The organism is Kitasatospora sp. NPDC101155 (assembly GCF_044768305.1).
Taxonomy (GTDB): Bacteria; Actinomycetota; Actinomycetes; order Streptomycetales; family Streptomycetaceae; genus Kitasatospora.
Genome location: NZ_JBIWPN010000007.1, coordinates 156,320 through 179,860, shown reverse-complemented (window position 1 = coordinate 179,860; position 23,541 = coordinate 156,320). Strand labels below are relative to the sequence as shown.

Annotated in this window: 22 protein-coding genes; 15 read left to right on the top strand and 7 right to left on the bottom strand. The window is 73.9% G+C overall.

Annotation, left to right across the window (positions count from 1 at the left end; all coding sequences use genetic code 11):
- Window positions 1-74 precede the first annotated feature (74 nt).
- The 5 genes from ACIRYZ_RS13255 to ACIRYZ_RS13235 all read left to right on the top strand — a co-directional run bounded on the left by ACIRYZ_RS13255 (window position 75) and on the right by ACIRYZ_RS13235 (window position 5,260).
- Complete coding sequence (locus ACIRYZ_RS13255; RefSeq protein WP_402943015.1) at window positions 75-1,337, top strand: styrene monooxygenase/indole monooxygenase family protein; 1,263 nt, start codon at window positions 75-77, stop codon at window positions 1,335-1,337.
- Between the two features lie 121 nt (window positions 1,338-1,458).
- Window positions 1,459-1,914, top strand: coding sequence for an archease (locus ACIRYZ_RS13250; protein ID WP_402943013.1), 456 nt, complete (start codon window positions 1,459-1,461; stop codon window positions 1,912-1,914).
- Between the two features lie 36 nt (window positions 1,915-1,950).
- A complete protein-coding gene (locus ACIRYZ_RS13245; protein WP_387616670.1) occupies window positions 1,951-3,387 on the top strand; it encodes an RtcB family protein in 1,437 nt (478 codons plus the stop codon).
- Window positions 3,388-3,485: 98 nt separating this feature from the next.
- The gene (locus ACIRYZ_RS13240; RefSeq protein ID WP_402943011.1) at window positions 3,486-4,430 is read left to right on the top strand and encodes an ABC transporter ATP-binding protein; all 945 of its coding nucleotides are present in this window, start codon (window positions 3,486-3,488) and stop codon (window positions 4,428-4,430) included.
- On the top strand, window positions 4,427-5,260 hold the full coding sequence (locus ACIRYZ_RS13235; protein WP_402943009.1) for an ABC transporter permease subunit: 834 nt from the start codon (window positions 4,427-4,429) through the stop codon (window positions 5,258-5,260). The genes ACIRYZ_RS13240 and ACIRYZ_RS13235 overlap by 4 nt, the downstream gene beginning before the upstream one ends.
- Before the next feature lie 50 nt (window positions 5,261-5,310).
- Here the strand turns inward: ACIRYZ_RS13235 and ACIRYZ_RS13230 are convergent, their stop codons facing one another.
- Window positions 5,311-6,801 carry a carboxylesterase/lipase family protein gene (locus tag ACIRYZ_RS13230; RefSeq protein ID WP_402943006.1) on the bottom strand — a complete coding sequence of 497 codons (1,491 nt, stop codon included), beginning with the start codon at window positions 6,799-6,801 and terminating at the stop codon, window positions 5,311-5,313.
- 98 nt (window positions 6,802-6,899) lie between these two features.
- On the opposite strand from ACIRYZ_RS13230, the gene ACIRYZ_RS13225 reads away from it, so the two are divergent.
- The 3 genes from ACIRYZ_RS13225 (at window position 6,900) to ACIRYZ_RS13215 (ending at window position 9,287) form a co-directional block, all read left to right on the top strand.
- Complete coding sequence (locus ACIRYZ_RS13225) at window positions 6,900-7,544, top strand: TetR/AcrR family transcriptional regulator (protein WP_402943003.1); 645 nt, start codon at window positions 6,900-6,902, stop codon at window positions 7,542-7,544.
- Between the two features lie 37 nt (window positions 7,545-7,581).
- The gene (locus ACIRYZ_RS13220; protein WP_402943002.1) at window positions 7,582-8,628 is read left to right on the top strand and encodes a TIGR03617 family F420-dependent LLM class oxidoreductase; all 1,047 of its coding nucleotides are present in this window, start codon (window positions 7,582-7,584) and stop codon (window positions 8,626-8,628) included.
- 200 nt (window positions 8,629-8,828) lie between these two features.
- Window positions 8,829-9,287 (top strand): hypothetical protein, encoded by a 459-nt coding sequence (locus tag ACIRYZ_RS13215; protein WP_402942999.1) that lies wholly within the window; start codon window positions 8,829-8,831, stop codon window positions 9,285-9,287.
- Window positions 9,288-9,342: 55 nt separating this feature from the next.
- On the opposite strand, the gene ACIRYZ_RS13210 is transcribed toward ACIRYZ_RS13215, so the two are convergent.
- Both ACIRYZ_RS13210 and ACIRYZ_RS13205 read right to left on the bottom strand, forming a co-directional pair.
- Window positions 9,343-11,310: a zinc ribbon domain-containing protein gene (locus tag ACIRYZ_RS13210; RefSeq protein ID WP_402942997.1), complete on the bottom strand. Its 1,968-nt coding sequence runs from the start codon at window positions 11,308-11,310 to the stop codon at window positions 9,343-9,345.
- Window positions 11,307-11,930: an IS607 family transposase gene (locus ACIRYZ_RS13205; RefSeq protein ID WP_402942995.1), complete on the bottom strand. Its 624-nt coding sequence runs from the start codon at window positions 11,928-11,930 to the stop codon at window positions 11,307-11,309. Before ACIRYZ_RS13205 ends, ACIRYZ_RS13210 begins: the two co-directional genes overlap by 4 nt.
- 40 nt (window positions 11,931-11,970) lie before the next feature.
- Between ACIRYZ_RS13205 and ACIRYZ_RS13200 the strand changes: the two genes are divergently transcribed.
- The 4 genes from ACIRYZ_RS13200 (at window position 11,971) to ACIRYZ_RS13185 (ending at window position 15,130) form a co-directional block, all read left to right on the top strand.
- Window positions 11,971-13,044, top strand: a complete 1,074-nt coding sequence (locus ACIRYZ_RS13200) for a GMC family oxidoreductase N-terminal domain-containing protein (protein WP_402942994.1) — start codon at window positions 11,971-11,973, stop codon at window positions 13,042-13,044.
- A gap of 12 nt (window positions 13,045-13,056) precedes the next feature.
- Window positions 13,057-13,866 carry a hypothetical protein gene (locus tag ACIRYZ_RS13195; RefSeq protein WP_402942992.1) on the top strand — a complete coding sequence of 270 codons (810 nt, stop codon included), beginning with the start codon at window positions 13,057-13,059 and terminating at the stop codon, window positions 13,864-13,866.
- Window positions 13,867-13,945: 79 nt separating this feature from the next.
- Complete coding sequence (locus tag ACIRYZ_RS13190) at window positions 13,946-14,620, top strand: DUF402 domain-containing protein (RefSeq protein ID WP_402942989.1); 675 nt, start codon at window positions 13,946-13,948, stop codon at window positions 14,618-14,620.
- A 36-nt stretch (window positions 14,621-14,656) separates the two neighbouring features.
- On the top strand, window positions 14,657-15,130 hold the full coding sequence (locus ACIRYZ_RS13185; protein ID WP_402942986.1) for a hypothetical protein: 474 nt from the start codon (window positions 14,657-14,659) through the stop codon (window positions 15,128-15,130).
- A gap of 88 nt (window positions 15,131-15,218) precedes the next feature.
- Here ACIRYZ_RS13185 and ACIRYZ_RS13180 read toward each other — a convergent pair whose 3' ends face one another.
- Window positions 15,219-16,190, bottom strand: coding sequence for an Lrp/AsnC family transcriptional regulator (locus ACIRYZ_RS13180; RefSeq protein WP_402942983.1), 972 nt, complete (start codon window positions 16,188-16,190; stop codon window positions 15,219-15,221).
- 110 nt (window positions 16,191-16,300) lie between these two features.
- Between ACIRYZ_RS13180 and ACIRYZ_RS13175 the strand changes: the two genes are divergently transcribed.
- Complete coding sequence (locus ACIRYZ_RS13175; protein WP_402942980.1) at window positions 16,301-17,656, top strand: MFS transporter; 1,356 nt, start codon at window positions 16,301-16,303, stop codon at window positions 17,654-17,656.
- 3 nt (window positions 17,657-17,659) lie between these two features.
- Here the strand turns inward: ACIRYZ_RS13175 and ACIRYZ_RS13170 are convergent, their stop codons facing one another.
- A complete protein-coding gene (locus ACIRYZ_RS13170) occupies window positions 17,660-18,535 on the bottom strand; it encodes a class I SAM-dependent methyltransferase (RefSeq protein WP_402942977.1) in 876 nt (291 codons plus the stop codon).
- A 169-nt stretch (window positions 18,536-18,704) separates the two neighbouring features.
- Window positions 18,705-19,232 carry a PadR family transcriptional regulator gene (locus ACIRYZ_RS13165; protein ID WP_387616694.1) on the bottom strand — a complete coding sequence of 176 codons (528 nt, stop codon included), beginning with the start codon at window positions 19,230-19,232 and terminating at the stop codon, window positions 18,705-18,707.
- A 183-nt stretch (window positions 19,233-19,415) separates the two neighbouring features.
- On the opposite strand from ACIRYZ_RS13165, the gene ACIRYZ_RS13160 reads away from it, so the two are divergent.
- Window positions 19,416-20,765: an MATE family efflux transporter gene (locus ACIRYZ_RS13160; RefSeq protein ID WP_402942973.1), complete on the top strand. Its 1,350-nt coding sequence runs from the start codon at window positions 19,416-19,418 to the stop codon at window positions 20,763-20,765.
- A 16-nt stretch (window positions 20,766-20,781) separates the two neighbouring features.
- Here the strand turns inward: ACIRYZ_RS13160 and ACIRYZ_RS13155 are convergent, their stop codons facing one another.
- Entirely contained in the window at window positions 20,782-21,255 is a 474-nt protein-coding gene (locus ACIRYZ_RS13155) for a flavodoxin family protein (RefSeq protein WP_402942970.1), read from the bottom strand.
- Window positions 21,256-22,148: 893 nt separating this feature from the next.
- On the opposite strand from ACIRYZ_RS13155, the gene ACIRYZ_RS13150 reads away from it, so the two are divergent.
- Entirely contained in the window at window positions 22,149-23,420 is a 1,272-nt protein-coding gene (locus tag ACIRYZ_RS13150; protein ID WP_402942968.1) for a serine hydrolase domain-containing protein, read from the top strand.
- Window positions 23,421-23,541: the final 121 nt, after the last annotated feature.

Here is a 23,541-nt window from a genome sequence, read left to right as displayed (position 1 = left end):
AACCCTGTCGGCGGCCTGACCGCTGGGCTAGGGTTCCTGCTGACTCCACGTCAGCAGACCACCGGGAGGCCGCCATGCGCCGGATCGCCGTCGTCGGAGCGGGCCAGGCCGGCCTGCAGCTCGCGCTCGGGCTGGTGGCCGACGGCTACGGGGTGACGCTGGTGGCCGAGCGCACCCCGGAGCAGGTGCGTGGCGGTCGGGTGCTGTCCACCCAGGCGATGTTCGGCCCGGCGCTGCGGATCGAGGCGGCGGCCGGGCTGGACCTGTGGGCGGACGAGGCGCCGGCGGTCTCGTCGGTGGACGCGGTGCTCGTGGCGCCGCCGGCCACCCGGGCGCTGGAGTTCACCATGACGCTGGACGAGCCGGGCCAGTCGGTGGACCAGCGGATCAAGCTGGCCCGCTGGCTGGAACTGCTCGCGGAGCGCGGCGGCCGGGTCGAGTACCGCTCGCTGGACCGGGCCGGGCTGCACGAACTGGCCCGGGGACACGAGCTGACCGTGGTCGCGGCCGGTCGCGGCGAGCTGGCCGGGATCTTCGAGCGCCACGCCGCCCGCTCGCCCTTCGACCGGCCGCAGCGCGCACTGTCCTGCCTGTACGCGCACGGCGTCGGCGCGCCCGACCCGGCCGCCGGGCCCAGGGCACGGATGCACGCCCTGCCCGGCCTCGGCGAGCTGTACCTGCAGCCGGCGCTGACGCTCTCCGGCCCCTGCGACATCCTGCTGTGGGAGGCGCTGCCCGGCGGGCCGCTGGACGCGTTCGGCGACGGCCCGCCGCCCGACGTCCAACTGGCCCGGATCCGTGAGCTGTTGGCCGAGTACCTGCCCTGGGAGGCGGAGCTCTGGCGCGCGGCCGAGCCGACCGACGCCGGGGCCGGGCTGTGGGGCGCGGTGACCCCGACGGTGCGCCGCCCGGTGGCGGAGCTGGGTTCGGGCGTCGACGCCGTTCACGTCCTCGGCCTCGGCGACGCCGTGGTGGTCAACGACCCGATCACCGGGCAGGGCGCCAACGGCGCCGCCCGTGCGGCGGAGGCGTACCGGCGGGCCATCGTCGAGCACGGGGCGGCGCCGTTCACGGCGGACTGGATGTGCCGCACCGCCGAGCGGTTCTGGCAGCAACACGCCCGCCACACTGTGGAGTTCACGGCGTCGATGCTCACCGTGCCGGACCATCTGCAGGGCGTCTTCGCGGCCGCCGCCGAGCACGAGCAGGTCGCCCGCCGGCTCGCCAACACCTACGCCGAGCCGAGCGACCACGCCGCCTGGCTGGCCACGCCGGGGCTGACCGCCGCGTACCTCTCCTCGGTCGGAGACCAGCCGCACCCGTCCGCCGGGGAATAGCCGCGGCCGTCGGTCGGAAGTCGGCCGCACCCGACGGTCGGGGACCGGCCGCACTTGCCCCCGGACCGCCCCCGGGACGACGCTGGAGGGAAGACGGCAACGGGTGCGGGAGGCGTCGCTCGTGGACGGTCACGAGCCCGCGGGCCGGTCCGGCAGCGGCCACCGGAGCGTGCCGCACACGGCGGACCTGCGGGTGGAGGCATGGGCGCCGACGGCCGAGGGCTGCATCGGCGAGCTGGTGCACGCCGTCGTCGGCACCTTCGCCGACCTGTCCGGTGCGCGGATCGTCGGCGAGCGCGGCTGCACCGTGCTCGCGGCGAGCGACCCGGACCTGCTCGCGGGCGTCCTGGAGGAGGTCATCTACCGGATGGACGCCGACGGCGAACTGCCGGTCGCGCTCGCCTTCGGGCCGATCAAGGGCCTGGACGGCGCCCGGAGCGTCGAGGTCCGGTTCCGGATGGCCGATGTCGCCACCGCCGTGCTGGTCGGCGCGGTACCGAAGGCCGTCTCGTTGCACGGCCTGGAGCTGAGCGCCGGGCCGGGCGGCTGGACCTGCGCCGCCACGGTGGACGTCTAGCCGCGGTGGACGGATGGCACATGCTGCGGGAGCGGGGTGAGCGAGGTGGAGATCGCACTGGCCGAGGCGGGCCGATGCCGCTGGCGGATCGATCCGCGACCGCCGATGCGGGTGCCGGGCGTGGTGTTCGCGACCGACGCGCTGCTGCCGCAGGCCGCCGGGGACAAGGCGCTGGAGCAGGTCGCCAACGTGGCGACGCTGCCCGGGATCGTCCGCGCCTCCTACGCGATGCCCGATGTGCACTGGGGCTACGGCTTCCCGATCGGCGGGGTCGCCGCCACCGACGTCGACCAGGGCGGGGTGGTCTCGCCCGGTGGGGTCGGCTTCGACATCTCCTGCGGGGTCCGGTTGCTCGCCGCCGGGGTCACCCGGGAGGAACTCGACGTCGAGCGGATCCGCCGTCTGATGGACCTGCTGGACCACAGCGTCCCGCGCGGACTCGGCCGCGGTGGCCTCTGGCACCTCGCCGGGCCGGAGGAACTCGACGACCTGCTGCTCGGCGGCGCCCGCTACGCCGTCGAGCACGGCCACGGCGTGCCGCGCGACCTGGAGCGCTGCGAGGACCGCGGCGTGCTGGCGGGCGCGGCCCCCGGCGAGGTGAGCACCCGGGCCGTCGAGCGCGGGCTGCAGCAGGTCGGCAGCCTCGGCTCGGCCAACCACTTCCTGGAGGTGCAGGCCGTCGACAGGGTGCACGACCCGGAGACGGCGGCCGCCTTCGGGCTGCGGCCGGGCCAGGTCTGCGTCATGATCCACTGCGGTTCGCGCGGCCTGGGTCACCAGATCTGCACCGACCACGTCCGCGCCATGGACCGCGAGCTGCACCGCTACCGGATCGAGCTCCCGGACCGCCAACTCGCCTGCACCCCGGTCGACTCCCCGCGCGGGCGCGCCTACCTGGGCGCCATGACCGCCGCCGCCAACTACGGGCGGGCCAACCGGCAGCTGCTCTCCGAGGCTGCCCGCCGCGCCTTCGCCACCGCGCTCGGGGTCGGGCTGGAGCTGGTCTACGACGTGTCGCACAACCTCGCCAAGCTGGAGACCCACGAGGTGGACGGCGCGCCGCGGAAGCTCTGCGTGCACCGCAAGGGCGCCACCAGGGCCCTGCCGCCCGGCGACCCCGAACTGCCCGCCGACCTGGCCGAGGCCGGGCAGCCGGTGCTGGTGCCGGGGACGATGGGCACCGCCTCGTACGTCATGGTCGGCCTGCCCGGCAACGAGGCCTTCCGTTCCGCCTGCCACGGCGCCGGGCGGGTGTGGAGCCGCCACCAGGCGCTGCGGATGGTGCGCGGCGAGCGGCTCAAGGGCGACCTGGAGGCACGCGGCATCGCGGTGCGCCCCGCCTCGATGCGGGCGCTGGCCGAGGAGACGCCCGAGGCGTACAAGGACGTGGACGCGGTGGCCGCTGTCACCGAGGCCGCGGGGCTCGCCCGGCAGGTGGCCCGCCTGGTGCCACTGGGCGTGTGCAAGGGGTGAGCGCGCGGAAGCGGCGCGGCCGTGTCTCTGGACCGGCCGGGGGCACCCACGCTTGGATGTCCGACACACATCCGAGGGGGTAGCCACAGGAGGCGGGCATGCCCGGGAACGCAACCGCACCGGTGATCGAACTGACCGCGCTCACCAAGCGGTACGGCGCCACGGTCGGCATCGAGGACCTGGACGTCACGGTCGAGGCCGGTGAGGTGTTCGGACTGCTCGGCCCCAACGGCGCCGGCAAGACCACCACCCTGCGCTGCCTAGTCGGCCTGCTCGGCCCCAGCGACGGCCGGGTGCGGGTGCTCGGTCTGGACCCGGTGGCAGACCACCGGCGGCTCGCCCCCGCGCTCGGCTACCTGCCCGGCGAACTGCGGCTCTACCCCGAGCTCACCGGGCAGCAGACGCTCGACCTGCTCGCCGCCCTCCAGGGCGCCCCGGTGCCCCGGCAGCGCGAGCTGTGCGAACGGCTGAAGCTCTCCCCGGCCGACCTCGCCCGGCCGGTGGGGGAGTACTCGCGCGGCATGAAGCAGAAGCTCGGGCTGGTCCAGTCGCTCCAGCACACGCCCGCCGTGGTGGTGCTGGACGAACCCAGCGAGGGGCTGGACCCGCTGCTCCAGGAGACCTTCTTCGAACTGCTCGCCGAGGAGACCGCGGCCGGGCGCACCGTGCTGCTCTCCAGCCACGTGCTGCCCGAGGTGCAGCGGACCTGCGGCCGGGTTGCCATCGTCCGCCGGGGCCGGCTGGTGACCGTCCGCTCGGTGGCCGAGCTGCGCCGGGCGAGGGCGCGTCGGGTGCGCCTGGTCTTCGCCGACGGACAGGGCGCCCGGCCGCTCGGCGCCGCCGAACGGTGGTCCCCGCGCTGGGACGGCCGGCGGGTGGAGCTGCTGGTGCCGCCCGACGAGGTGGTCCCGGCCGTACGGGGCCTGCTGGCCGAACTGCCGGTCGCCGACCTGACCGTGGAGGAGGCGGGCCTGGACGAGGCCTTCCTCGACCTCTACCGCTCGACCGACCAGGAGGCCGTCGAAGGGGAGGAGGCGCGATGACCCCCGGCACCGTCAGCCGCCGCCTCCCGCTGGTCTGGCTCGCCCTGCACCGGCGGCGCCGGATGCTGACCACCCTGCTGCTCGGCATGGTGGTCTTCGAGACGCTGATCGTGGTGATCGCCGGCACCGTCCCGCCCACCGAGCTGTTCGGCGCCCGCCGCACCCCGCCCGGCGCGTTCAAGGCCTTCAGCGGCTCCAACAGCGACGTCTCCATCGCCAGTTACCCCGGGCTGCTCGGCGCCGGGCTCACCCACCCGTTCTGGATCGCGCTCCAGCTCACCGTGATCGGCTCGCTCGGCGCCGCCGCCGTCGCGGCCGACGTCGAGTCCGGCACCATCGAGTTGCTGATGACCCGTCCGCTCTCCCGGCGCCGGCTGCTCGCCGAACGGGCCGGCGCGCTGATCGCCGCCTCGGTGCTGCTCAACGCGGCCGCCACGCTGACCGTCGCGGTCGGGGTGGCCGTCTCGCCGAAGCTGCGCGACGCGGTCCCGGAGGGCGGGGTGTTCACCGCCGGACTGCTGGGCTGCGCCTTGGCGTTCTGCCTGACCGGGCCGGTGCTGGCGGTGTCCGCGCTCAGCCGGCGGCGGGCGCACGTGATCGGTGCGGCGGTGGCCTTCGGCGCGGCCGGCTTCGCGCTCAACTTCGTCGCCCTCGCCTGGTCCCCGGCGGAACCGCTGCGCTACCTCAGCCCGTTCCACTACTACGCGCCGGGGGACGTGCTCGCGCACGGCGGGGTGCCGTGGGCGGCGCTGGGGGTGCTGCTCGGGGTGGGGTTGCTCGGCTTGCTGGCGGCCTTCCGGCTGCTGGAGCGACGGGACCTGGCGATCTGACTCCGCCGAGTCCGCCGCTCCCGCCGCTCCGGCCGTCCTCGCCGCTCTCGTCAGACGAGGTCGAAGGCGGTGGGGGTGTGCCCCGACCAGATGTCGCGGGAGGCCTGCTCGGGGTAGCGGACGGTCTCCGAGCGGGTGTCGAACACCCGGGTGAGCTGCCGCTCCGGCTCGTAACGGGCCCACCCGGGGTCGCCGGTGGAGACGAACCGGATCCAGGCCTGCTGCAGCTCGCGGGAGAGCTCGACCGTCGCCGGGCCGGGCGGGTCGCCGAGGAAGTGCCGGCCGATCGGGCTGTCCAGGGTGCCGAAGGCCAGCGGGACGTCCAGTCCGTGGCAGGCGCCGAGCACTCCGCCCAGGGCGGGGGCGGGGAAGGCCAGTTCGAAGAGGTAGGAGCTGCCGCCGGCCGCGGCGTTGCCCTCGGCGAGGTGGAGCGAGGGCATCCGGAACAGGGCGTCGGAGCTGACGGCTTCGAGCAGGTCCTCGGGCGTGGCGTCCGGAAGGGCGGTGCGGTAGGCGTCCGGACCGTCCGGGTGCGGGGCGAGCTGGGCCAGGGCGGTGCGGGCCTCCTCCTCGGTGAAGGTGCCGTGCCGGCCGGCCAGGACGCTGAACAGGCGGAACTCGTCGCGGGTGTGACCGACCAGCAGCTCGGTTCCGGTGGCGCGTCCGGCGGCCAGGGCGGCCCAGGGCTCCTCGGCCAGGACCTCGCCGTCGACCACCGGGACGGTCGCGACGCCGGTCTGCGCGAGCCGCCCCCAGCGCGCGAGGTGTTCCGGCAGTGCGGTACCGAGGTCGGTGACCGCGGCGGCCAGGCGCCAGGGATCGACCTCGGCGAGGGCGGCGGCGGTGGGGGCCGTGCCGAGCCGCATCGCCAAGGCGGCGGTGACCGCGGCGGCCAGTGCGGGGGTGCAGAGGTTGCCCCCGACGGTGTGGGCGACGGCCCGGCGGAACAGGCCGCGCGCCCGGCTCATCGTGAGCAGCGCGGCGACCGACGAGGCACCGGCCGACTGGCCGGCGATGGTCACCCGGCCGGGGTCGCCGCCGAACCCGGCGATGTTGCGCTGGACCCATTCCAGGGCCGCGATCTGGTCGAGGAAGGCGCGGTTGGCCGGGGCTCCCTCGAAGAGCGCGAAACCCTCCGCGCTCACCCGGTAGTTGACGCTCACCACGACCAGCCCGGCCCGGGCCAGCTCGGTCGGGTCGTACAGCGGGTCGCCCGAGGTCCCCGAGATGAAGGCGCCGCCGTGGATCCAGACCAGCACCGGCAGTCCGGCCGCGCCCGGGTCCGGGGTGCAGACGTTGAGCGTCAGCCAGTCGGTGCCCCGGGTCGGCGCGGCCGGCAGCGGCCCGGACTGGGGGACGACGGGGCCGAACTCGAAGGCCTCGCGGACGCCGTCCCAGCGCTCGGGCGGGGCGGGGGCGGCGAAGCGGAGCGGTCCGACCGGCGGGCGGGCGTAGGGGATGCCGCGGAAGACCGGGAGCCCCCGGTCCAGGAAGCCGCGGAGGGTTCCCTCGGCGGTGTGGGCGACGGGCTGTGTGAGCATCTGGACACTCCTCCCTCGGAATGCCCTCAGCGTTATCGGTCAGATGTATTATGTCAAGCGTATTGGAAAGATCGGAAAGAGCTCGGAGGGCGAAGGCCATGCCCAAGCAGGTCGACCACCAGGAGCGCCGCGAGACGATCGCCCGGGCGCTGTGGCGGGTGGTGGAGCAGCGCGGCGCCACGCACCTGACGCTGCGCGAGGTCGCCCAGGAGGCGGGCATCTCGCTCGGGCAGCTGCAGCACTACTTCGGCTCCCGGGCCGATCTGCTCGCCTTCGCGGGGGACCTGGCCGGCGAGCAGAGCGCGCTGCGGGTCGGCCGGGCGCTGGCGGAGCTCGGCGAGCGGCCGCATCCGCGCGCGGTGCTGAGGGCGATGCTGGTCGAGCTGCTGCCACTGCGCGCGGACTCCCGGGTGACCAGCCGGATGAGCGCCGCCTACGTGCTGGAGGCGCTGCACGACGAGGGCGTCCACGCGCGGGCTCGCGCCGGCCTGCTGCAGGGACGGGGCATGGTGGAGCAGGTGGTCCGGCAGGCGATCGCCGACGGGCTGATCGCGGGGGACCGCGACCCGGTGGTGGAGACGGACCTGCTGCTCGCGCTGACCGGGTTCACCACGCTGTTGGAGCTGAACGTGATCGAGCCGCCCGCCGTGCTCGCCGCCGTCGACCGGCACCTGGACCGGCTGTTCACGGTCGGGGCGGCGGTCGAGGCGGGTCGGAGCGGCGCTGACGGCGTGGCAGGCTAGCCGGGAAGCACCGTAGCCCGCGACCAGGAGCACCGCCATGGACCGACCCGCCGCCCTCCGTCTCGACGCCACCGCCTCCGGGCATCCGGCGGGCATCCTCGACGCCGCCGAGCAGGCCGAACGCCGGGGCATGGACCGGCTGGTGGTCGCCGAGACGGCGTACGACCCGTTCCTCCAGCTCGCCCGGGCCGCCGACCGCACCGAGTCGATCGAACTGGCCACCGGTATCGCGGTGGCCTTCGCCCGTACCCCGATGACGCTGGCGTACCAGGCCTGGGGGCTGCACGCGGCCTCCGGCGGGCGGGCCGTGATCGGGCTCGGCTCGCAGGTCAAGCCGCACATCGAGAAGCGCTTCGGGATGCCCTGGGACCGTCCGGCCGCCCGGATGCGCGAGTACGTGCAGGCGGTGCGGGCGATCTGGCACAGCTGGCAGACCGGTGAACGGCTGCGCTTCCGCGGCGAGTTCTACACCCACACGGTGATGACGCCGGTGTTCTCGCCGGACCCGGTCCCGGCCGGGGTGCCCCGGATCCTGCTGGCGGGCGTCGGGCCGCTGATGACCCGCACCGCGGGGGCGGTGGCCGACGGCTTCCTCAGCCACCCGTTCTCCTCGACCGCCTACCTGGCCGAGCAGGTGCTGCCCGGCCTGACCGAGGAGCGAGAGCGGGCCGAGGCGGAGGGCGCCGCGTGGACGGGGCGGCCGTTCGAGATCGTCGGCAACGTGCTCACCGCCACCGGCCGCACCGAGGAGGAGCTCGCCGCGAACCGGGCCGGGGTGCGCGAGCGGCTCGCCTTCTACGCCTCCACCCCTGCCTACCGTCCGGTGCTGGAGCAGCACGGCTGGGAGGGGCTGCAGGAGGAACTGCACACCCACTCGGTGCGCGGGCGCTGGGCGGAGATGGCCGCGCTGATCGACGACGAGGTGTTCGACACCTTCGCGGTGTCCGGCTCGGTGGAGGAGGCCGCGCGGGAGATCCACCGCCGCTACACGGGGCTGGTCACCCGGCTGTCCGTCAACCTGCCGGAGGACGCGGACCCGGGGCTCGGGCTGGACGTGTTGGAGGCGGTGCGGGCGCTGGGCTGAGCGGAAGCGTTCCGACTTCGGCCATGGAGGAGCGCTGATCGATCAGGACGAGGCCAAGATCGGGCACCTTCGATCAAGCGGTTCCCGGTCGTCCGCCCGGGCGGCAGAATCTCGCTGAACGGGACGGATCGTGTCGGCATCGACGCGTGTCTGTCATGTCTTGGCCATCCGCTGACGATCGTGGGGGTGCCCGCGTGTCCGTGTCCGACGATCGCACCGTTGATGACGACCCGTACGAGGCCGAGTCGTACGCCACCGAGTCGTACGCCACCGACTCCCGCCAGGCCCGCGCGTACGCGACCGGCCGGTCCGAGACCGACCCGGACGGGATCGGGGAGTACGCCGAGGTCGACGAACTGGCCGACTTCGAGGAGTTCCTGCGCGTTTGCGCCGAGCTGACCGGCTTCGACGTGCCCGAGCTGCGCGCCACCGGCATGGCGCACGAGCACCACCGCACCGTCCTGGCCCACCGGGTCCGCGACGAGCACGCCCTCGTCCACCTCTGGTACGTCGGCGCCTGGCCGGGAGAGGCCCCCAGCTCCGCCCGGGCCCACGACCAGGGCCTGCTCTGGCGGACCTTCCACGCCGGCGCGCCCGGTGCCGCCGCCCCCGGCCACGGCAGCTGGGCCGAGGCGCCCCGAGGAGGCGAGGAGCGGTGACCGCGCGCTGGGACGCCGTCGTCGTCGGCGCGGGCTTCGCCGGAAGCGTCTCTGATCAGCTGAGTGATCCTGTGTGATCCTGCGGTTGCGGGATCGGTTGGATCGTTTCCCATCGTGGAGGGGTGGCGTGGGTGTGCAGGTGGAAGCCTGCGCCCAGCGCTGCTCCTCGTGGCCGGTGGCCGGTGGTGGGTGTGCTGATCGTGGTCACGCTCTGGTGCCGGTGGGCTGCGCGGGGCAGCCGGGTCCGGTCCGTTGGTGCGTGTCCCTCCGGACGCTGGCCGGCACGGCCGGTGGGCCGGGCCGGGGAGGGGACCTCACGTCGCCTGGGCGTGAGGCGGTTGGTTCGCGGCTGGGTGGGGCCGGTCTTCGACCGGTCCGTCCGGCTGGTCTTGGGGGTGGCCGTGATGACGGCCTTGGTCTCCATCGCGTCCACGACGGTGCGGATCGTCATGGCGCCGGTGGCGCGGTCGGTGACGGTCTTGGCCTGGTGGGCGAGGCCGCGTGCGGCGATCCTGCGCCAGGCCCCGTGGTCGCGGTCGCCCTGCCATCGGCATTGCGGGTTGGGGCAGATCGCCCACTTCCAGCCGGAAGTGGTGGGCCGGTCGGGGGCTTTGCGGTGGCGCAGCGGGGTGAGGCAGTGGGGGCAGTGTTTGGAGGTGTTGCGTGGCGGCACGGTGACTACGGCGATGCCGGTTTTGGCGGCGAGGTGTCGCATGCGGTCGGCGATTTTGCCGCGCACGGTTTGGGAGAGGCGGGTGTTGTGGGTGCGGCCCATGTGGCCTGCTTCCATCGACCGCAGGTCTTCCAGGTAGATCACGCTTGCCCCGGTGGCGATGGCTTGATCCACGCTCCAGCGGGCCGCGCTCCAGGCCAGGGCGTCGTTGAGGTTGGCTCGGCGGTCTGAGACGTGCCGGATCTCCTGCGTCAGCACGGCTGTCTTCGGCTCCAGGGCGGGATCGGCCAGGCGCCCGTACTGGTCGGTCTTGGCGTGGAGCCGCTCGGAGGTCCGCCGCAGGCGGTCGTGCTTGGCCAGCACGCCGGCGGCCCGGAACTGGGCGCCGGAACCGAGTGTGGTGATCGTCCCGTCGGCGTGGAGCCGGGTCGCGCCGGCGGTGAGCAGGGTGTTCAGGCCCCAGTCCACGCCCAAGGCCACGGTGTGGCCGGTGCGCTGGGCCTTGGGGACGGGGTGGGTGTGGGCGAGATCGGCCCGGACCTTCCCGTCGACGGTGCGCAACGTGGGCAGGTGGAGTACGGCGTTCGCCGGGATCGTGGGCGGCAGCGCGATGGGGCAGGCCACCCATGTCCAGTCCTGGTACGTCTGCGGGTCGGGCCGGGCGGGCAGTTGCAATCGCAGGAGCGCCTTCGCCGGGTCCGTCTCGGAGCGTTCGATGGTGGCCTGCTGGCCGTCGCAGGCGGCGAGCAGCAGCATCCGGGCCACACGGGGCGCGGGTTCCAGCTCGAACACATCCGCCGGAAGCCGGCCGTTCTTGCGCTCGAACGCGGCGATCTGCCGGGTGCGGGAGCGGATCACGCTGGACGGCAGGTGCTGCCCGCCCGGTATCGCCGCCCGCAGTGCTTCCCACTCGTGCGCGGTGAGCTTCTTCGGATCACCGACCGGCCACGCCGCCAGGGCACCGGACACCACGTCAGCGCGCCACTTCACCGACCACAGGGCGCGTCCGGCCTGTTCCTGGGCCATGCGCACGATCCGGTCATTCACCTTCGCCGGGGCGGCCGCGGTCCAGCCGAGACGGCGCAGCGCCATCCAGGCGTTCGACGGCAGCTTGCGGCCCCCGGCGTCCTGCCCGGACGCCAAGGTGTTCATGTCCGCCGTGTTCCAGTGCTCGGCGATCAACCGGCCGGCCATGCCGGATACCAGGTCCAGGCACCAGCCGATCCGCTCCGCCAGCGCGGGAGCGGGGATGATCTCGCCGGTCTTCTCCTCCACGCCCAGGCGGATCGGGGTGCGGGCGCACGCGGTGCGCGAGGTCTCACCCTCACCGAGCGGCAGTTTCCGGCTCACCCGGCGTCCTGCGGCTGCGGGCACTGCCCGGACTCCGCCAGCAACCTGCGCCGCGCATCCGCCGACCGCATCCCGTACAACCGGCCCGCGAATGTGGTCACCAGGGAGATGAAGTCCTCCAGGAGTTCCTGCCGTCCGCCGGTCTTCTTCGGGTGCAGCACCTCCACAGTGGCGCCGTGGACAGCGCACAGGCGCCTGAGCCAGCCGACACCGAACCGGGCCAGCCGGTCCTCGTGCGTCACCCGAACCACCGTCACCGACCCGTCCGCCACTGCCGCGAGCAGCTTGTTCAGACCGGGCCGATCCTCCCGCAGGCCAGAGCCCCGGTCCTTGAACACCTTCACCACCTCGCCCGTGGCAGCGGCCCGCAGCTCGCTCTCCTGCGCTTCCAGCGAAGACTCCTGCCCGGTCGCGCCCGAGACGCGAACGTACAGGCCCTCCAAGCGAACCCGGTCACCGCCGCCGGCGGTGACCTTCATCGCCTCCACATCAACCGAGGAGAACCGGCGCTCACGCCCGACCCACGTCACCGGGATCCTCCCCGAATCCGCCCACAACCGAAGCGTCACCGGATGAACACCCAAGCGATTCGCGGCCTTTGATAGCCGAAGAAGTTCCACGCTGTGATCGTAGAATCACTGAGGGTTATTAACCAAATCCGTGAGCCTGGTCGCCCACCGCCTCGGCGCACAGGGCTGGCGGGTGCTCGTCCTGGAGGCCGGACGGACCGCGCCCACCGCAGCCGAGACCGCGACCGCCCACCGCGCGGCCGGCGGCGGCCCGCCCACCGCGCCGTACCCGCACAACCCCGACGCGCCCTCACCCGACGTCACCGACCTCACCGGGCGCCCCGAGGGCGGCTTCACCGCCACCGGCCACCTGTGGCAGCACGGGCCGCTGCCCTACGCCAGCGGCCACCTGCGCGCCAACGGCGGCACCGGACTGCTCTGGACCGGCCTCACCCCGCGGATGCACCCCGAGGACTTCCGCGCCGGCGACCTCGGCCACGGCCGCAACTGGCCGATCGGCTACCACGACCTGGAGCCGTACTACCGCGAGGCCGAGCGGGAACTCGGCGTCGCGGCCGATGCCGAGGAGCAGCGCAGCGCCGTCGGACTGCCCCTCCCGGACGGCTACGCCTTCCCGATGCGGGCCATCCCGGCCAGCCACCTCGACCGGCAGCTCGCCGACGCCCTCGACGGCCGGACCGCCCGCGACCCCGCCATGGCCGACCCCGCCCGACTCGCCGTCACCGGCACCCCGCACGCCCGCAACGGCCTGCCGACCCGGCCGGAGTCCGGGTCCGGCCCGCTCTGCGCGGGCAGTGCCAGCTGCGTCCCGGTCTGCCCGACCGGCGCCAAGTACACCCCGCTGCGCACCCAGGCCCGTTGGGCGCCCGGCGTCGAGCTGCGCACCGAGGCCGTGGTCAGCCGGGTGCTCGCGGACCCGGCGACCGGGCGCGCCACCGGAGTCGAGTACCTGGCCGGCGGTGCGGTCCACCGGGCGGAGGCGGACCTCGTGGTGCTCGCCGCGCACGCGATCGAGAACGCCCGGCTGCTGCTCCTGTCCGACCTGGCCAACCGCAGCGACCAGGTCGGCCGGAACCTGATGGACCACCCCGCGCTGCTCACCTGGGGGCTGATGCCCCGCCCGGTCGGCCCCTACCGGGGGCCCGGCTCCACCGGCGGGCTGGAGGCTTTCCGCTTCGGCCCGGCCCGTCGGAACCGGGCGTGAGAAGGTGAACTGATGAAGCGTCAGCGTGGACACAAGGCCTTGCTTGACCTGACGCCTGAGCAGGTCATGGCCCTGGACGACCAGGGCCGTGCCGCGCGGGCGATGTGGAATTTGCTGCATGACTGGTGGACGATGGCCGGGAAGTGCCCGCTGCGGTGCGCGTCTCTCGCGCTGGCCGATCAGTACATTCGGCAGGCCCGCAAGGATGTGCCGTGGCTCGCCGCGCTCCCCGCGCAGGCCGCACAGCAGGTCTTGAAGCAGTGCCACCGGGCGTGGATCAACTGCTGGGAAGGCCGCGCCGACGCACCGAACTTCAAGTCCCGCATCCGCGCGCGGATCTCCGTGGACGTGCCGCAGGGGAGGGACTTGCACATCAAGCGGGTCAGCCGCCGCTGGGGCCAGTGCCGGATACCCAAGCTCGGCCTGGTCCGGTTCCGCTGGACCAAGGACCTGCCCGGCGTCACCAGGAACGGTCCCGCTGGTCGCGTGACCGGTGCTCGGCTGGTGAAAGAGGCCCACGGCTGGCACATCGTCTTCCGCGCCGAAATCCTGGTGGACGACGTCCAGCCGAAGTCCGCCGGCCGGATCGTTGGCATCGACCGGGGCATCGCCGTCCCGCTCGCCCTGTCCCTCTCAACGATGGCGATGAAGCGTCAACCACCAACAACGCGCGCCAGCGCGACGTTGGGGTCTCCCGGCCAGCCGGGAGAGGAAGTCAACAGCCGTACCGCTACTACGCCCTGGACGACCGCACCGCCGACCGGGTCCGGCTCGATCTCGGCAACCCCGCGGAGGAGTCCGCCCGCGACCTGGCCCTGCTGATCGCCGACGCCCCGGCCGCCGGAGTCTGGACCTACAAGTCCCCGCCGGTCGCCGCCCACAACCGCGCGTACTACGTCCGATGACGACCGGCCCCCGCCCCTTGTTCGTGCCGGGCAGTACCGCCGTCCGCCGGGACGTGGTGGGCGGCCGGATCTGGACGGCCATGCCGTACACCGTCCTCGCGGACGATGACGTCACCCTGACCCTGACCGCCCGCCCCGGCGTCGAGAGCCTGGCCCCCACGAGCTGGACCTCCTCGCGGCGCGGGGGAGGCGTCGCCGCGCGCAAACGCGGCATCGACGACCTCGCCGCCGGCCGCTGGGAGCTCGACCACTGGACCTGGCGCGACACGGTGGTGATCAGCCGCTTCACCGCCGGGGAACCGTTCAGCGTGCACCGCTTCCTCAGCCCCGAGGGCCGCCCGCTGCGCTGGTACGTCAACTTCGAGCTGCCGTGCCGACGGACGGCCATCGGCATCGACACCTTTGACCTCTTCCTGGACCTGGTGGTCACCCCCGACCTCTCCTCGCACACCTGGAAGGACGAGGACGAGTACGCCGAGGCCCGGCGCCTCGGCGTGGTCGACGAGGCCACCCACCGACAGGTGGACCGGGCCCGCGACCGCGCCCTCGCCCAACTCCGGGACCGTACCGGACCGTTCGCCCCCGACCCGGACGCCTGGACCCTGCCGCCGGCGGGACCGCTGCCCGTCCTGCCGGACACCGCGCTCAGCACCCCCGCCGCCCGGGCCTGACGGTGGAGCGCCCGCCTGTTAGCGTGGCGCGCCGACATGGACGGCTCAGGGGAGATCAGCGGGATGGACGACGTCGAGGCACTCGAGCACCTGCACCACGGCGGGGACTACCGGGAACTGGCCGAGCGGACCACGAACCCGTACGTCCTGCGCCAACTGGCCCGGGGCGAGTACCCGTTCGTCTGGCAGGTGATCGCCCGGAACGCCGCCGCGCCCACCGACCTGCTGTCCTCGCTGTCCCGTCGGCGCAACACCACCTGGAACGACAACTACCTGCTCCAGCTGATCGCCGCCCACCCCGCGCTCACCGGTGAGGCGCTGGACGGGCTGGTCGACCTGGTGGCCGTGCGCCTGCGGGAAGGCGACCGCCCGTACGGGGCGGTGGTGGAGCTGGCCCGGCGGCCCGAGCTGTCGATCGAGCGGCTGAACTGGCTCGGTCATCTGCCCGGTGCCTCGACCAACCTCCGCCGGAGGATCATCCGGGCGCTGGCGGCGCGCCCGGACCGGTGAGCGTGGCCGACGGTTGCCGTGCTGTCAGGGTGGGCGCCCTTTAAAGAAAATTCCCTCGTGAAGGTGAAAGCGGTCATCGACGATGTGTTCATGAGATCGGAAGCAGCGCCCCGGCCCGCTTCACCGTGCGGATGACCGGGGCCGTCTCGATGCTCTGGATCGCGTCCAGCGCCGCGACCGGGCCGGTCAGGTAGCGCGCGAGGTCCAGCGAGTCCCGGCAGTTGACGGCCGCGAGCAGGTTGGTCGGCCCCGTGGTGTGGGCCACCAGCGACACCTCCGGGTGCCCGGCCATCGCGGCGGCCACCGCGCCGAGCCGGGAGGGTCGTACGGACATCCACAGCCGGGCCTCGGCGCGGAAACCGAGGGCGGCCGGCGGGATGTCGACGAGGAGAACCAGCACGCCGGACCGGCGCAGCAGGGCGAGCCGCCGCCGCACGGTCGACTCCGACCAGCCGGTCGCCGCGGCGAGTTCGGTGTGACCGGCCCGTCCGTCCCGGGAGAGCAGGTCGAGGAGCACGCGGTCACCGGACTCCAGGGGGACCTCGGCGGGCTCCACCGGCGGTGGGGCGAGCAGTGCGGCCTGATCGGGCGTGAGGCGGGCCGGGCCGGCCCAGCTGTTGGGCAGGACGTGGCTGCCGAGCAGGAGGTGCGCCGAGACGGAGGTGACCCGGCCGGTGCGGGGGAGCCTGTGCAGCAGCAGTTCCCCGCTGTCGTCGGCGGTGCGGGTCTGGACGCTGCAGGAGATCTCGGTGCCGCCGGAGAGCAGGTGGAGGAACGAGGTGTCGGGGCGGGCGGCGAGGGCTCTCGCGATGGCGCCCGCCGAGTCCGGGGTGCACCGCAGGCGGATCGTCCAGGCCTGGTAGCCGAGCAGGGCGCCGTTCAGGGTGCCCACGACCCGGAGGATCCCGGCGCCGCGCAGCCGCCGGTAGCGGCGGGCGACGGTGCTCTCGGAGACGCCGAGGGCCTCACCGATCAGGCGCAGCGGGGCTCGGCCGTCGATCTGCAGGGCGTGCACCAGGCCGTGGTCGATCGCGTCAAGGGTGACGGTATCCGTCTTCATGGGCCGTCAGTGTGCCAGTATCCGCCGCCGTGGCGGGCCTGGCTGGTGGGCGCGGGGCCGCGCTCGGGACGGTGTGGGCGTCCACGACGAAGCTCCACGGAGGAAGCCTCATGCGCACCTGGTGGCCCCTGACGGCCGTCTGTCTCGGCACGTTCCTGTTCCTGCTCGACACCACGGTCCTGTCCGTCGCCCTGCCCGGGATCGGGGCGGCGCTGTCGGCCCCGCTGTCCGAACTGCAGTGGGTGGTCGACGGTTACACGCTGGTGCTGGCCGTCCTGATGCTCCCCATGGGCGCCCTGGTGGACCGCCTCGGGGCACGCGCGGTCTACGCCGCGGGTCTCGCGGTGTTCGGATGCGCCTCGCTGGTCTGCGGGCTGGCGCCGGGTGTGGGGGCGCTGGTCGCCGCTCGCGCGCTGCAGGGCGTCGGCGGCGCGGCGATGGCCGTGACCGCCTTCGCGCTGATCGGCTCGGTCTACCGGGGGCCGGACCTGGGGCGGGCGATGGGCGTCTTCGGCGCGGTGACCGGGCTGGCGGCGGCGCTCGGCCCGGTGGTCGGCGGCGTCCTCACCCAGTACCTCGGCTGGCGGGCGGTGTTCCTCCTCAACCTGCCGCTCGTCGCGCTCACCGTGGTGCTGGCGCTGCGGGGCCTGCCCGCCGGGCTGCGGGGCGCGGGCACGGCCCGCGTCGATGTCCCCGGGACGGCCGCGTTCGCGCTGGCCGCCGGCGCGCTGACCTACGCGCTGTCCCTGGCGGGGGTGCGGCGCTGGACGTCGCCGACCGTGCTCGGCCTGCTGGCCCTCTCCGGGCTCGCGCTGGCCGCCTTCGGCCGGATCGAACTGCGCAGCGCCGCACCCCTGTTGGACCTGAGGCTGTTCGCGAGGCCGTTCTTCTCGGCCGCGATGGCGTGCGTGCTCGCCGCGACGGCCGCCTTCTCGGCCTTGGTCTATACCTCGGTGTGGCTGCAGGAGGGCCTCGGCCTCGGGCCGGTGCGGGCCGGGCTCGCGCTGATGCCGCTCGCGCTGGCCTCCTTCGCCGCCTCGCTGGTCAGCGGGCGTCGGCTGCACGGCAGGTCGCCGCGGGCCGTGCTCGGCACCGGGCTGCTGCTGAGCGGGCTGGGGTGCGCGGCGCAGGCGGGTCTGGACGGGCACTCCTCGGCCTGGTCGCCGGCGTGCGGACTGGTGCTGACGGGCATCGGCGTGGGGCTGACGGGCCCGGCGACGGGCGCCGCCGTGTTCGCGGCGCTGCCCCCGGAGCGGGCGGGCATGGCCGCCGGGGCCATGACCACCTTCCGCCAGCTGGGGCAGACCCTCGGGGTCGCGGCCTTCGGCGTGTTGTTCCAAGGGGGCGGCGCCGTGCCGGTCGACGGGCTGAACCGGGTGCTGCTCGCGGCCGCCGCCGTCGGGATGCTGGGCGCGGTGCTGGCCTACGCCCTGGTGCCCCGGACGGCGGTGGTGGCCGCCCGCTGAGCCTCAGGCGTTCGGTGTCGGCCGGACGGCGCGGCGCTCGCGCAGTGTCCGCAGCACCCGGCGGGTCGCGCGGGTGGCGACCGGGGGCAGCAGGTCCAGCGCGAGCCGGCGCGAGGTGGAGCGCTGGACCGTCGCGGGTGTCTTGACCTGGTAGTTGAGCCGCAGGACGCGCTGTCCGGCGATGGTGTCCTCGTCCGTGGTGTAGCCCTCGGCCCGCCAGTCGCGCTCCAGCAGGACCTGCCGGGCGGCCGCGGCGTCGCCCCACGTGCCGTAGAACTTCATCGGGGTGAGCAGCACCGGGCGCAGGCCGCCGGTGAAGACCGCCTCCCAGACCGCCGCCGAGACGCCCGGGGTGTGCTCGGAGCGGTAGTCGTCCAGGGCGATCAGGCCGTCCTCGGCGAGGGCGGCCTTCGCCACGGTGATGTCCCCGGCGACGTGCTCGTACAGGTGAGAGGCGTCCACATGGACGAACCGGCAGCTGCCCGCCGGGATCCGGCCGTCGGCCAGTACCGAGGTGGGCGCCTGGACGATCTCGGGCAGCTCGCTGTGGAAGGCGAGGTAGTTGGACTCGAAGGCGCTGCGGGTGAGCGTCTTGCGGTAGGACATCGTCATCTCGGCCGCGTTGTCGTCGTCGCCCGCCTCGGAGTCGAACAGGTCGCAGACGGTCAGCCGCTCGCCCGGCCGCAGGTGGTCGCCGAGCAGCACCGCGCTGCGGCCGAGGTAGCTGCCGAGCTCCAGGATGTCGCCCTTGACTCCGGCCTCGCTCTGCTGGGAGAGCAGATGGGCGAAGGCGGCCCGGTCCAGACCGAAGAACCAGCCGGGGATGTCGTCCAGCTTCAGCGGCACGGGACGGGCGGCTGCGGTCACTTCACTGGGCACGGCTGCCTCCAGGAGACGGGCGGAGCGCGGTGGTGGGTCACGCCGCGGAGGGGCGCCGTGGACGTGAGACGGGTCATCATAGCGACGCGCGGGCCGGGTGGGGCCAGGTGTGGAAAGGCGTAATTCCACTCCGTCGCGCTGCTGTTCGGCCGGGCGCGTACGGACTGTTCTAGCGTTCCAGCTCGGCGATGGTGTCGGTCAGCCAGGCCCGCTCGGCGGCGCCGGAGGCCCGGGCTACCAGCAGCATGCCTCGTCGGAACGGGTTCGGCTCGCGCTCGGCGGCGACCGGCTCGCCGTCCCCGTCGTAGAAGAAGCTGCTCGGGGCCTCCAGGAAGGCCAGCCGACGGCGCAGGACGGCGGCCTGCCGGGCCGGGTCGGCGAGGTGGTGGAGGAAGGCGGCGAGTGCGAAGAAGCGCATCTGGTCGGTGATCTCGGCCTGCTCGGGGTCGGCCAGTCGGCGTAGCAGTTCGGCCCGGCCCTCCTCGGTGAGCTCCAGGGTCTGGCGCGGCGCGGCGCCGCTGCCCGGTTCGGTGCGGCGGTGCAGCAGCCCGGCCTTCTCCAGCCGGGTGATCGCGGGGTAGAGCGCGCCGTCGCTGACCGGTCGGACGTGGCCGGTCAGGCCGGTGATCCGGGACTTGAGCTGGTAGCCGTGCAGTGGCTGGTCGTACAGGAAACCGAGGATCGCGAGGGTCAGCACGGTTGAGGCCCTTTCGTCGCAGTGCGCCCCCGTGGCGGTGCCATGCTACCTCTTGTCGAGATGCATCGATTCGATGTATCTCTGTTCGGGATAGCTCGAATCGAGGCAGCCGTCGATCTGGGTCTGGGCCTGAGAGTGGGCGGGGGCGTGGACCGGGTGGCGGAACGGAATGGGGGAAGAGGCATGCGCGGACAACTGTCCCGACTGGCCGCACTGGCGGGACCGGTCTACGTCGAACTGCTGTCCGGTGTGATCGCCTCGGTGATCGGCACCCTCTGGGTGGCCGGCCTCGGCGGGACCGCTGTCGCCGCCGTCACCCTCGCCGGCACCGTCGAGAACCTGCTGCTCGGACTCGTCCTGGTGGTCTCCTCCGGCACCAGCGTCCGGCTCTCCCGCGCCCTCGGTGCGGGCGACCACGAGGAAGCCGCCCGCACCACCCGGGCCGCCTGGCGCCTCTGCCTCGTCGGCAGCCTCGCCCTCGCGGTGCCCGGCTTCCTGCTGCGCGACCGGCTCGCGGCCGCCCTCCTCGACGGCGAGGCCGCCGCCCGGGCGGCCGAGTACCTCACGGTCGCCTTCCCGGCCTTCGCCCTCTTCTTCGCCCAGCGCGTCGCCGACGAGCTCTTCAAGGGCACCGGCGACACCCGCACCCCGATGCGGATCGCCCTGCTCTCCAACGCCCTGCTGCTGGTGCTCGACCCCCTGCTGATCCTCGGCCCCGGGCCGCTGCCCGCCCTCGGTGTCACCGGCGCGGCCCTGGCCCTGGCGGCCTCCCGGGCGGTTGCCCTCGCCGTCACGCTGAGGCTGAGGAAGCGGCAGCGGCAGCGGTTGCGCGTGCGGCCGTGGACCGGTGGCGCGGTACGGGGCGTCGGGGCGGCGGCGCTGCGGATCGTCCGCGCGGGTGCGCCCCTCGGCCTGGACTTCACCACCCGGATGGCGGTCGGCACCGCCCAACTCGGCCTGGCGGCGGGCTTCGGAATGGCGGCGGTGGCGGGGTACGGGATCGGCTACCGGCTGCTGCTCGTCGTCACCATGGCCTTCTACGCCGTGCGTCAGGCCGCCGCGATCCGGGCCGCGCACCTCACCGGCGCCGGCCGCGACGAGACCCTGCACTCCCTGCGGCGCGCCACCGTCCGGCTCGCCGCGCTGCTCGGCGCGGGGGCGGCGGTGCTGTCCGCCCTCCTCGCCGCTCCGCTGGCCGGGCTCTTCACCGACGACCCGGCGGTGGCCGCCCAGTCCGTCGGTTTCCTGCGCACGGCGGCGTTCTCCCTGCTGCCGTACGCCCTGGTGGTCGCCCTCGGCGGCCTCCACCAGGCGACGGGCGGCCGGCGGTCGCTGGTGCTTTCGGTGCCGCTCGGCCTCGGAGTCCAACTCGCCTCGTCGGCCGGGCTGGCGGGACCGCTGGGGGTGAACGGCGTGTGGCTGGGCCAGGCGGTCGGGGCGGTGACCCAGCTCGCCCTGCTGCTGGTCCTCACCCGTCGCCGGCCCGTGCCGGCGACGGTGCGTCGGACGCGGACGCTCCGCGCCGTCGAGTGACCGGCCCCGGCCGAGGTCAGGACGCCGCGCCGGGCCGGGGCCGCAGTCCCTCGGCGAACACCCGGGCCGCCGCCAGATCGCCGGCGTCCGGCCGGTGCCGGTTGATGCCGCCGACGAGCCTGAACGGGAGCCAGGTGTCGTACCCGCGCGCCGTGAAGGTGTCGACCACCTCGAAGCCCTTCGGTTCCAGGAGCCGCACCAGGGAGCGGGTGAAGGGCCGGAACCGGGGTTCGGGTAGCCCGCTGGTGGCGAAGACGAAGGCCCGGCGGGGTGCCGCCGGCGGGATCGAGCGGACGAAGCCGCGCAGTCGCGGGTGGAACGTCCCGGTGAAGATCCCGGAGCCGAAGCCGACCAGATCATAGGCGGCGAGTTCGGCCGGATCCAGCTCTTCGGGTTCGATCACCGGGGCGGCCAGGGCCCGGCCCATGACCTCGGCGATCCTCCTGGTGTTGCCGTGGGACACCGAGACGCACACGATGACGGCCTTCATGGCGATGCTCCCTTCATTCCGCGTTCGTCGTGGTGCGGAACGGCCGCACCCGACAGGTGGACCGGGCGGCGCGGCGGAACGTGACATCGGCGGACGGACGGGTGTGAGCCGAGGGAGAACCGGGTTTCGCGGGAATGCCCGAGTGACTCCGCTGGCGATTGAGGACCGTGTGCAGGAAGGGAACGGGCCGCGCGGATTCGACCGTTACGGTTTCGGCCAAAAGAGCCGCATCCGTCATCAGGTGCTACGGCGGAGTAATGGAGGCGCACCTGCGATTTTGCCCTTCCGCTTTCTTGGAGAGTTGCTTTCCGTTCAATCGCCGGGGGTTGCGAGAGGGTGACGCGCCGTGAAGACTGTTCCGCGTTCGCCGTCCGGGCGTTCGGTTCGTCACGGATTTGCGCCGTCCACCACGGCCGTCGCGGCAGGGTCCGCACGAGGGTCGCGGGGGAGCGGAGCAGGGGGGATTGCCATGCCGGGTAGCGCGACCGGGCGGGTTTGGGGTTCCTGTCGGGGCCCGCTGACGGGGTAAGCGCATTCGGTCGTTCACCGTTTCCGCGGTGTCGCGGATTGCGGTGCATTCGTGTTGTCCGGCCGAGGTGTGCGTCGAGGCGGGCCGGAACGGTTCCCCGCCCGAGTGGGTGCTGCGCCGCGCCGTGACCCACCCGGGCATTCCCATTGTTCTCGCGAGTCGCGAGTCGCGAGCCGGGGGCGCGGGCGACCGGAAAATGCGCCGGGCGCACTTCAGTAATCCGGAATTCATCCGCGGGCGTCTGCCGCGTCCGCGCCCGAGAGCCAGTCAACGGGAGCTTCCGCCAATGCCGTACTCCGTCTCCGTGCCGGTCCGTGAGCGCGCGCCGGTCCCTTCACGACGTGAACTGCAACACCGGCTCGACATGCTCGCGTGCACGCACCGGGTGCCCGGCGCGCAGCTGGTGGTGGACACCGGTCCGGAGACCGTCGTCCTGCACACCGGTGTGGCCGACGCCGCCACCGGCGCGCTCTTCACCGCGGACACCGCCGTGCCGGTGGGTTCGCTCACCAAGCCCTACACGGCCGCCCTGGTGATGCTCCTCGCCGACGACGGCGACCTCGACCTCGACGACCGGGTCGCCGATCACCTCCCCGAACTCCGACGGATGCCTGAAGTAACGATTCGCCACCTGCTCAGCCACACCGGGGGGCTGCCCACCGGACCGGACTCCGACGCGGCCGCCCGGACCACCGCGGCGCACTACCTGGCGTCCGTGTGCACCGCCGACGACGAGCTGTTCCCGCCCGGAACCGACTTCTCCTACTCCAACGCCGGCTACGTCGCCGCCGGGCGCCTGGTGGAGACGGTGACCGGGATGCCCTGGCTCGAGGCGGTCCGCACCCTGCTGCTCGACCCGCTCGGTACCGCGCCCGCCTTCATCGGCGCGCCCGCCGCCGTGCGCCCGGTCGCCGTCGGCCACGCGCTCAACACCGCGACCGGCCGGGTCCGCCCGGTCGCGCAGAACCTCGCCCCACTGGAGGCGCCGGCCGGAGCCCTGCTGCTGAGCGCCCTGGACCTGGCCGCGCTCGGTGCCGCCCTGGCCGGCCGCGGCGCCGTCCTGCCGGAGGCCGTCGCCGACGGGATGTGCCGCCCGCAGCCCGCCGCCCGGCCGGGTGCGCTCGCCGACGGCTGGGGGCCGGGCCTGGCCCTCTACCGCCAGGACGAGCGGCCGTGGTGGGGGCACGACGGCAACGCCCTGGGTACCTCCTGCCATCTGCGGGTCGAACCGGACAGCGGTGTGGTGGTCGCCTTCACCGGCAACGCCGGGGCTGCCACCGCGCTCTGGCGCGAACTCGCCGAAGACCTGGCCGAGTTGATCGACCTCCGGGTGCCCGCCGCGGTCGCACCCGCCGCCTCGGGCGACCCGGTCGTCCTGCCCGAGTGCGCGGGCAGCTACGTCAACGGTGGGATCCGCTACCGCGTCGAGCCGGCCCGCGACGGATCCTCGACCCTTTCCGTGGACGGCGACCTGCCGATTCCGATGCGCTGCTTCGCCGACCTCTCCTACGACCTGCTCGCCCCCGACACCGGCCGCCCCGAACCCGGCGGACGCTTCCACCGGGACCCCGGCACCGGGGCGATCGACCGGGTGCAGGTCTCCGGGCGCACCGCACGGCGGGTCGACCCCGCCTGAGCAGTCCGGGCCGCTCCCCGTACCGGGCTCACCCCCGGCACGCCCGCACCGCCTCTCCCGTACCGGGCTCACCCCCGGCACGCCCGCGCCGCCGTCACACCGTTCCCGCGGACCCCGGGGC